The organism is Paenibacillus alginolyticus DSM 5050 = NBRC 15375 (assembly GCF_000422905.1).
In the GTDB taxonomy this organism is placed as follows: domain Bacteria; phylum Bacillota; class Bacilli; order Paenibacillales; family NBRC-103111; genus Paenibacillus_E; species Paenibacillus_E alginolyticus.
Window position 1 is genome coordinate 1 of the sequence record NZ_AUGY01000169.1, and the last position, 8,471, is coordinate 8,471.

Consider the following 8,471-nt stretch of genomic DNA (forward strand, 5'->3'; position numbering starts at 1 on the left):
CTATCTCATCGACGCTTCCAAAATGAACAAAGCGAATCAGCCAAGCACCGGCACGATATCGTATTCCCTAATTAAAGGCATCGGCGGCGGTGGGGACAAAACCTATCCCATTGGCGGCATCAATCCGGTGACCGTGCATTCGCCGGTGGTGAACTATGCTGCGGTGTCTGACGATCAGGCCCACAACCAGAAGACGCAACCGACTGCCGGACGATCGGCGCTCATTTTAGACCGGCCCTTCACCGTGACGATTCCGACAAACGGCCAGCATAAGGACATCAAGGGCTACGGCAATCGGGACTATGCCAAGTACGTGAGAGACAAACAGGTTTGGTTTCCGTTCGATGTATTTAAGGCGGATCGCACGACGTTCGTCCCGAAAGAAACGTGGGTGTCCATCCCGGTCGGACAGATGCAAACGACCTTCTTTTTGCCCGTTTGGGTGGATGAGGGCAATTACAACGTGTTATTTCGAACGTTTGCCGAGAACAGTCCAGCTTCCTTTACATCCCAGATGAACGCCAATCTTGACTTGTCCAACCATGTGGCTACGCAGGTGGTTCCGGTGGAAGTGATCGGCCGTCTCTATGACTTCCGCATCACCGATATTGCCGATTTTGCCTGGGAATCGGTGTTCCGTACCCAAAAGGGCAGCGCGAAGCCGACAGGAAACGCCTATTGGGTTGGGACGAAAGGCATTGACGGCGCATCGCGCGGCAATACCCCTCCATACGTGCTGCCGGTGCGTCAAGGCAGTCACCCGGAGAGCGGCAAGAAAAACGTTGCGGTCAAAACGGGCTATCATTTCAAATTTGAAGTCATGACGAAAGGCAACATGTTCAGCGCCGGCGACGGCATCCGCATTACACCGACGTTTTATTTTGTGGACAGCAAGGGGAAGACCCGGCAGGAGGTCGATCTTTATTACCATTCGGGCAATCAGCGGTTTATTCGCATCGGCTCCGGCGACGATGTTGAGAAACGGTATGTGACGCTCGACGCTCGTCTGCGCAATGTGCCGAGGCAGGAGTTGACCGATACCGCCGCGACCCTTTGGTCGTTAAACGGTTCGCCGGGAGCCAAACAGACGTTTATCGATCAATATATGAAGGATGCGCAGAAGCCAACGTATGTCGGCGGCTACGACATCATGCTGCTGCCGCCGCAGCTTCGGACGTTTGTCGGCAGTATGAACGTACCTTCCGGCATCAATGCGGCCCGCGCCAACGCTTCGGTGCAAAAGTGGTATGCCGAGTACAGTTTGCCCGCCGCGCCATATGTGGTGCCGAAAGGTTTTAACTTGGCGGAATATGGTCGGAACAACAGGCTGTATGACAAGTCGCCAATTTTCTTAAAGGACGGATATATCATCGTCAATTTCAATCTGGAAACGATCCGCAACCGGGACTTAAACCATTCTCATTTGCAGTATATTTACGGACCGCTGAACAACCAATGGCAAATGGAAGGGTTTCAGCGCAGCCTCATCGATCCGTACGGCGTGACGTTTTCGTTAAGGTATGGCGACGTAATCTTCTATCATGCTAATTTGTCCAGCTACGACGATTATGGCACAGGGGGAACCCATTAAAGGATAGTTCATTTCACTACCAGCCGGGAGGAAAAGAATATGCTGGAAAGATTGCAAGCGGCCGCTTCGGAGGAAGCGGCCTATTTTTATTCCGCTCCGATGGACAAGGATACAGAACGGGGATGCATCGGACATCTGCGAGGTTATTTTGGCAGCAGCGGCGAGACGTTCTGGTCAACCTGGTTCGAGGATGAGCCAGCGCTCAAAACGCCGTCTTTCCGGGCAGAACTGGATGAGGTGGTGCAGGCATTGACGGAGCAAGGATTGCTTCAAAACCGCAGTCAGATGCACCGTATTTGCCTGTCGCATCCGGAGGCCCGTTTATCGGGAGCGTGGTATTCCGGCGTATACGGCTTTTGTTTTCAAACGGAGCGCCATCGGTATTACCTGCGTTGTTTCCCGCATGTAGGAGACTACAATTTCCATCTGTACTGCTACGTCCGGCCGGATCGTTTGTCGAAACGATCGCCGAAGCGGTAGCGTCTGCTGAAGAGGAAGTCTATGAACGACCTCAATCAAATTAGTTTCTGTAAGGGAGGTGTGACATGACAGCCAAGTTGCAGCGCATCGTCGAACTGGCTGCCAGTACGGCTCGCACGGTGACGAATCAGCCTGACCTCTGGGCGGATTTTTTGCGGTCGGCGGCCTGGAACTATAAATATCCGTTTCAGGATCAACTGTTGATTTACGCCCAACGTCCTGATGCGACGGCCTGCGCGCCGATTGAAGTTTGGAACAAACGGCTGTATCGCTGGGTCAAACGCGGCGCAAAAGGGATTGCCCTGATCGAAGATCGGGGCAACCACTTGAGTCTGCGCCATGTGTTTGACGTATCGGATACAGAGAGCAGACGCCAGCCGCAGGTGTCACTTTGGCGCTTGCAGGACAGCGACACGGCTCACGTGATCGAGACGCTGGAAAATGCGTTCGGCGCGTCGAATGAAATCAAACCTCAAGCGGATCTGCCTGCTGCGTTCCTCGCCGCTGCGCGGAATGCGGTGGATGACAACAGCGCCGATTACGTGGCGGAGTTGGTGAAAGATCGAGAACACAGTTTGCTGGAAGACCTGGATATTTCGCATGTGGAATTGCTGTTCAAACAAACAGCTGAAACAGCTGTCGCTTACATGACGATGACCCGTTGCGTGTTGAATCCCTCACAATACATCAGCATCGAGGATTTGTCCGGCATTGGTTATTTTAACACGCTGCCTGCGCTGTCCCACTTGGGCGCGGCGATCAGCGATGTGTCCGAGATGATGCTGCGGGAAATTGAATCGACCGTCCAGGCGTTGCGCCGGAATGCACAGCGAACGAATGAGGGGAAATCGTTTCATACCCTTGCAAGACCAGATTCCTTACTGCACAATGAAGCTACTCGACAAGAAAGGAAGGATGAGCATGGAACTGACCTATTCGCCGCAAGGGGATTATCTACTGCCCAACCTGACGCTAAGCGTAGCAGAGACGACCATCGGGAAGTACGGGATGATGCGCAAGACGTTTCTGAAAACCGAGCGGAAGGGCATATACGCCCATCTGATGTTGTCGGAGCAGTTGAACCAGCATCTGGCGGACATCGACCGGACAGCGCGGGAGCAGATCGACCGGACGATCCAGGAACTGCTCATATCTCGCCCGGCACCGGACAAGGCGAGCGATCCGCTGGCTTGGACGGGACACATGAACAACCTGAAGCAACAAGCGGAGGAATTGATTCTCACGGAACTGATTTATCATTAAAATGGTTTGATCGTGAAGCGGAGGACCGAAGTCTTCCGTTTTTTCATGACCAAGCCATCATCAATGACATGCTCCGAGCCGCGCCACTTCGGGAGAGCAAAGCGGATATTGAATCCTTTTTCAATGCCCATGAGAATGGGCGCGAGCGCCTGTTGTATGTGCGCGGTTTGTTTCCGATAGGCATCACCGAACTGACGCTGGATGAAGGCGTGCAGGCTGGGTTTGAACCGTATCTCAACGTTTTGCATCTGTGGACGGGTACGGCGGATAAACGCACGGCGCAAAGCTTTTACGATTGGGGTGTCATCGCCGGGCATATCGCCAGCATGATGCTGTTAAATGAATTTGACTTGTCACGAAGGACAGAACCATCCATCGAACAACAGACGCTGTGGATGGAACAAGCGGAGGACGCAAAAGCCTCCGCTTTTTTCATGCCGCAAGCGGTCATTGACGCCATTTTGCAAAACGGCAGCGGTTTTGAAAACGGCAAGTATCGCATTGCGCTGCATTTCCAGCAGTCGCTGTCCGCACAGGAGAACGCCGATTTCCTCAAACGGGAATACGGGATCGGCGGGCGTCTCCCTGCCCTGATCGGCACGGATATTCATATGAATTATGACAGCAAGGGCATTACGCTGACCCGCGGCTCCATCATGAACCCGGATACTCAGGTGGTGCTGACGTGGATGAACGTGCAGAAACGTATCGGCGAACTGCTGGCAGCTGGGCGTTACTTGAACCGGCAGGAAGCCGGGCGGTTGCCCGCCTTCGCGGAGGAACAGGAGGAAAAGCGGCGGCGGCAAGTGGCGGAAATGGCGAAGCACGATCTGCCGCAGCCGGATGCATCGTCATCGGAGGGGCTTTCCCAACCGGACGTGCAAGCGGAACCGGAGCGTATGCCGGTGAATCGGGAACGGGCGCATTACGGTTATGACGTAGGCAGCACCGTCTGGATCGGTGCGGACGAATATGAAATTGTGCAGCTGGAGCTACGAACGGTTGTTTTGCAAGATCGGCAGTTCCCTCTGTTTATCAAAGAATTAAATCGCAGGGATTTTGAGCGTATGCTGCGCGAAAATCCACTGAACGATCATCTGATTACCGGAGAGCGGGAGCCGGAACTGGCAGACGAGGCGGCATGGGAAGAAGTAAAAGATGCGGGTCCTCTGGGCGATTTGGTGACGGATGGGCCAGTGCCCATATCACAATCAGACGCTGCCCTTTCACCTGCTCCCGAGGTCAGCCGTCCCGCGCGAGTCCATCCGTCTGTCCCGGCGGTCAACTACCGGATTACGGACGACGAACTGGGGCATGGCGGCGCAAAAACGAAGTTCAAATGGAACACAGAAGCGATTCGGCTGGTGAACAAGTTAGAGCAGGAGCAACGGCAAGCGACAGCGGACGAGCAGGCGGTGCTGGCTCGCTATGTCGGATGGGGCGGCATTCCGCAGGCATTTGACGAAACGAACACGCAGTGGGCAGCCGAATATGGGGAACTGCAGGATTTGCTTGAGCCGGATGAATATGCGTCCGCTCGCGCGTCAACGCTGAACGCCCACTATACATCGCCGACCGTCATTAAGGCGATGTACGACTGTCTGGAAACGATGGGCTTTCGCAGTGGCAATATTTTGGAGCCGTCCTGTGGTGTTGGCAATTTCTTCGGGCTGGTGCCGGAGTCGTTCCAAGACTCGCGGCTGTTTGGCGTGGAGCTGGACAGCATTACGGGCCGCATCGCCAAGCAGCTTTATCCGCAAGCGTCGATTGCGGTCAGCGGCTTTGAACAGACGAATTTGCCGGACAGTTTCTTTGATCTCTCCATTGGGAATGTGCCGTTCGGCGGTTATGGTGTGGCAGATAAACGTTACGACAAGCACAAGTTTCTCATCCACGATTACTTTTTTGCAAAAACACTGGACAAAGTGCGTCCGGGCGGCATTATCGCCTTTATTACGTCCAAAGGGACGATGGACAAGCAAAACCCTGCGGTACGCAAATATATTGCGGAGCGCGCCGAACTGCTCGGTGCGGTGCGTCTGCCGAGCAATGCGTTTCTGGCCAATGCAGGAACCGAAGTGACCGCCGACATTTTATTTCTGCAAAAACGAGATCGCATGGTCACAGTCAGTGAGCAAACCGAAGCATGGCTTTCACTTGCCGAGACAGTGGACGGCGTGCCGGTGAATAGCTACTTCGTCGCCCATCCCGACATGGTGCTTGGCACAATGGCCTTTGACGACCGGATGTACGGCAACCGGCAGGAAACGACCTGCAAGCCCTATCCGGACGCCAATCTGGATGAAGTGCTACGCGAAGCATTGTCCAACATCCATGCCGAATGGGTGGAGCTGGAACGGGAAGACCAGCCGGAGGAGGAAGAACCTTCCCTCCCTGCTGACCCGTCTGTCCGCAATTTCAGCTTTGCGCTGGTGGACGGTCACATCTACTTTCGGGAAAACAGCCGCATGCGGCGCGTGGACACTTCCGCGACGGCAGCAGGCCGCATCAAAGGGATGATTCAGCTACGGGATACCGTGCGCGAGTTGATCGAGTATCAAACCGAAGACTACAGCGATGAGATGATTCGGGAGCAGCAGCGCAAGCTGAATGCGCAGTATGACCGGTTTACAACGCAATATGGCCTGATAAACAGCCGCGCCAACAGTCTTGCTTTTTCGGATGATAGTTCTTACTTCTTGCTCTGTTCGCTTGAAATCGTAGACGAAGAAGGACGGCTGCTGCGCAAGGCGGATATGTTCACCAAACGCACCATCCGGCAACGCACCAACGTGGAACAGGTGGATACGGCTTCGGAGGCGCTTGCCGTTTCTATCGGCGCTAAAGCCCGTGTCGATCTGCCGTATATGGCGGAATTAACCGGCTCGACGGAAGAGCAACTAATGGAGGAACTACGCGGCGTCATCTTTCCCAATCCCGAAAATCGGGATGAAACCGATCAACCGATCTTTGAAACGGCAGATGCGTATTTATCCGGCAACGTGCGGGAGAAGCTGCGTATGGCCAGACAATTTGCGGCCTATGATGCTGAACGTTACAGCGAAAACGTCAAAGCGCTTGAAGCGGTGCAGCCGAAAGACCTGGATGCTTCTGAAATTGATGTCCGCTTGGGGGCAATCTGGCTGCCGCCGGAAGACGTTCGGCAATTCCTGTTTGAACTTGTGGACACGCCGCCGATGTACCAGACCTACATTAACGTGATGTATTCCGAATATACGGCTGCCTGGAACGTCAAAGGCAAAAGCGATGACCACAGCAACAATATTAAGGCAAACGTTACTTACGGCACAAACCGCGTCAATGCGTACAAGATTCTTGAAAATACGCTGAATTTGCGGGACGTGCGCATATTTGACACTGTGTATGAAGATGGCGTGGAAAAGCGCGTCCTGAACAAGCAGGAAACGGCCATCGCCCAGCAAAAGCAGGAGATGATGAAAGAAGCATTCCGCGACTGGATATGGCGAGATCCTCAGCGGCGCGAACGGCTTACGCGGCTGTATAATGACCGGTTCAACGCCATTCGTCCTCGCGAATACGATGGCAGTCATATTCGATTCACCGGGATGAACCCGGAAATCCGGCTGCGCCAGCATCAGATCAATGCGGTTGCAAGGGCGTTGTATGGCGGTAACTCCCTTTTCGCGCATTGTGTCGGTGCGGGCAAAACGTTCGCGATGACCGCCGCGGCTATGGAAAGTAAGCATTTGGGGCTGTGCAACAAGAGCATGCTGGTTGTACCCAATCACCTGACCGAACAGTGGGCGGCGGAGTTTTTGCAGCTTTATCCGTCGGCGAATATTCTGGTGGCGACCAAAAAGGATTTTGAAACGAAAAACCGTAAAACGTTTTGCGCGCGGATTGCCACCGGCGATTACGATGCGATTATCATCGGCCATTCTCAGTTTGAAAAAATTCCGATTTCGACGGATCGGCAGCGCCAGCAACTGTATGAGCAAATCTCGGAAATTACAAGCGGTATCCGGGAACTCAAGGAAGCCAAAGGCGAGCGGTATGCAATCAAGCAGCTTGAAAAAACGAAAAAGACGCTGCAAATCAAGCTGGAAAAGCTGAACGACACCAGTAGAAAGGATGATGTCGTTACCTTCGAGGAATTGGGCGTAGATCGGCTATTCGTGGACGAAGCCGATTCGTACAAGAACTTGTTTCTTTATACGAAAATGCGCAATGTGGCCGGACTGTCGCAAACCGAAGCGCAAAAGTCGTCGGACATGTTTGCCAAATGCCGCTATCTGGACGAGTTGACCGAAGGCCGGGGCATCATTTTTGCGACGGGTACGCCGATCTCCAACTCCATCACCGAGATGTACACGATGCAGCGCTACTTGCAATACGAGCGGCTCAAGCGGCAAGGCTTGCAGCATTTCGATGCGTGGGCATCCACATTCGGCGAAACCGTCACAGCGATAGAGCTTGCGCCGGAGGGAACGGGCTATCGGGCGAAAACCCGGTTTGCTCGTTTTTACAATTTGCCGGAGCTGATGAACGTCTTTAAGGAAGTGGCAGATATTCAGACGGCGGACATGCTCCAGCTTCCGGTTCCAAAAGCCCACTTCCACAATGTTGCTGTGCCGCCAAGCGAGTTCCAACGCGACATGGTCACCGATCTCGCCCGCCGCGCCGAACGGGTGCGAGCGAAGCAAGTGGAGCCGCACGAGGACAATATGTTGACGATCACCAATGACGGACGCAAATTGGCGCTCGATCAGCGGCTGGCCAATCCGATGCTCCCCGACGACGAAGGAAGCAAGGTCAGCGCTTGCGCGGACAACGTCTACCAGCATTGGACGGACAGTCTGAAAGAGCGGCTCACGCAACTGGTGTTCTGCGATCTATCTATTCCGAAACAGGATGGCACTTTCAGCGTGTACGACGAGCTGCGGCGTAAACTGATGGATAAGGGCATACCGCCTGAAGAAATTGCCTATATTCATGACGCTAATACGGAAGTTAAGAAGAAAGAACTATTCGCCAAAGTACGCAGTGGGCAGGTTCGGGTCCTGCTCGGATCGACATTCAAGATGGGGGCGGGTACGAACGTGCAAACGAAGCTGATTGCCCTTCACGACCTTGATTGCCCTTGGCGTCCGCGCGA

The 8,471-nt window shown here is 54.0% G+C and carries 4 protein-coding genes and 1 pseudogene; 4 read left to right on the plus strand and 1 reads right to left on the minus strand.

Annotation, left to right across the window (positions count from 1 at the left end):
• Both G519_RS51185 and G519_RS46445 read left to right on the plus strand, forming a co-directional pair.
• Positions 1 to 1,591 (plus strand): annotated as a pseudogene (locus G519_RS51185) (DUF5704 domain-containing protein); the annotation flags it as partial.
• 39 nt (positions 1,592 to 1,630) lie between these two features.
• A complete protein-coding gene (locus tag G519_RS46445; RefSeq protein ID WP_051254046.1) occupies positions 1,631 to 2,071 on the plus strand; it encodes a hypothetical protein in 441 nt (146 codons plus the stop codon).
• 386 nt (positions 2,072 to 2,457) lie between these two features.
• Here the strand turns inward: G519_RS46445 and G519_RS52725 are convergent, their stop codons facing one another.
• Positions 2,458 to 2,694, minus strand: coding sequence for a hypothetical protein (locus tag G519_RS52725; RefSeq protein WP_244280343.1), 237 nt, complete (start codon positions 2,692 to 2,694; stop codon positions 2,458 to 2,460).
• Between the two features lie 298 nt (positions 2,695 to 2,992).
• On the opposite strand from G519_RS52725, the gene G519_RS52730 reads away from it, so the two are divergent.
• Both G519_RS52730 and G519_RS52735 read left to right on the plus strand, forming a co-directional pair.
• Positions 2,993 to 3,334, plus strand: coding sequence for a TnpV protein (locus tag G519_RS52730; protein WP_084160521.1), 342 nt, complete (start codon positions 2,993 to 2,995; stop codon positions 3,332 to 3,334).
• 3,587 nt (positions 3,335 to 6,921) lie between these two features.
• On the plus strand, positions 6,922 to 8,471 hold a 1,550-nt coding region (locus tag G519_RS52735), incomplete at its 3' end, for a DEAD/DEAH box helicase family protein (protein ID WP_244280344.1).

Coding starts and splice junctions, on each gene's coding strand:
- G519_RS46445 (WP_051254046.1), top strand. CDS start 1,631: ATGCTGGAAAGATTGCAAGCGGCCGCTTCGGAGGAAGCGGCCTATTTT.
- G519_RS52730 (WP_084160521.1), top strand. CDS start 2,993: ATGGAACTGACCTATTCGCCGCAAGGGGATTATCTACTGCCCAACCTG.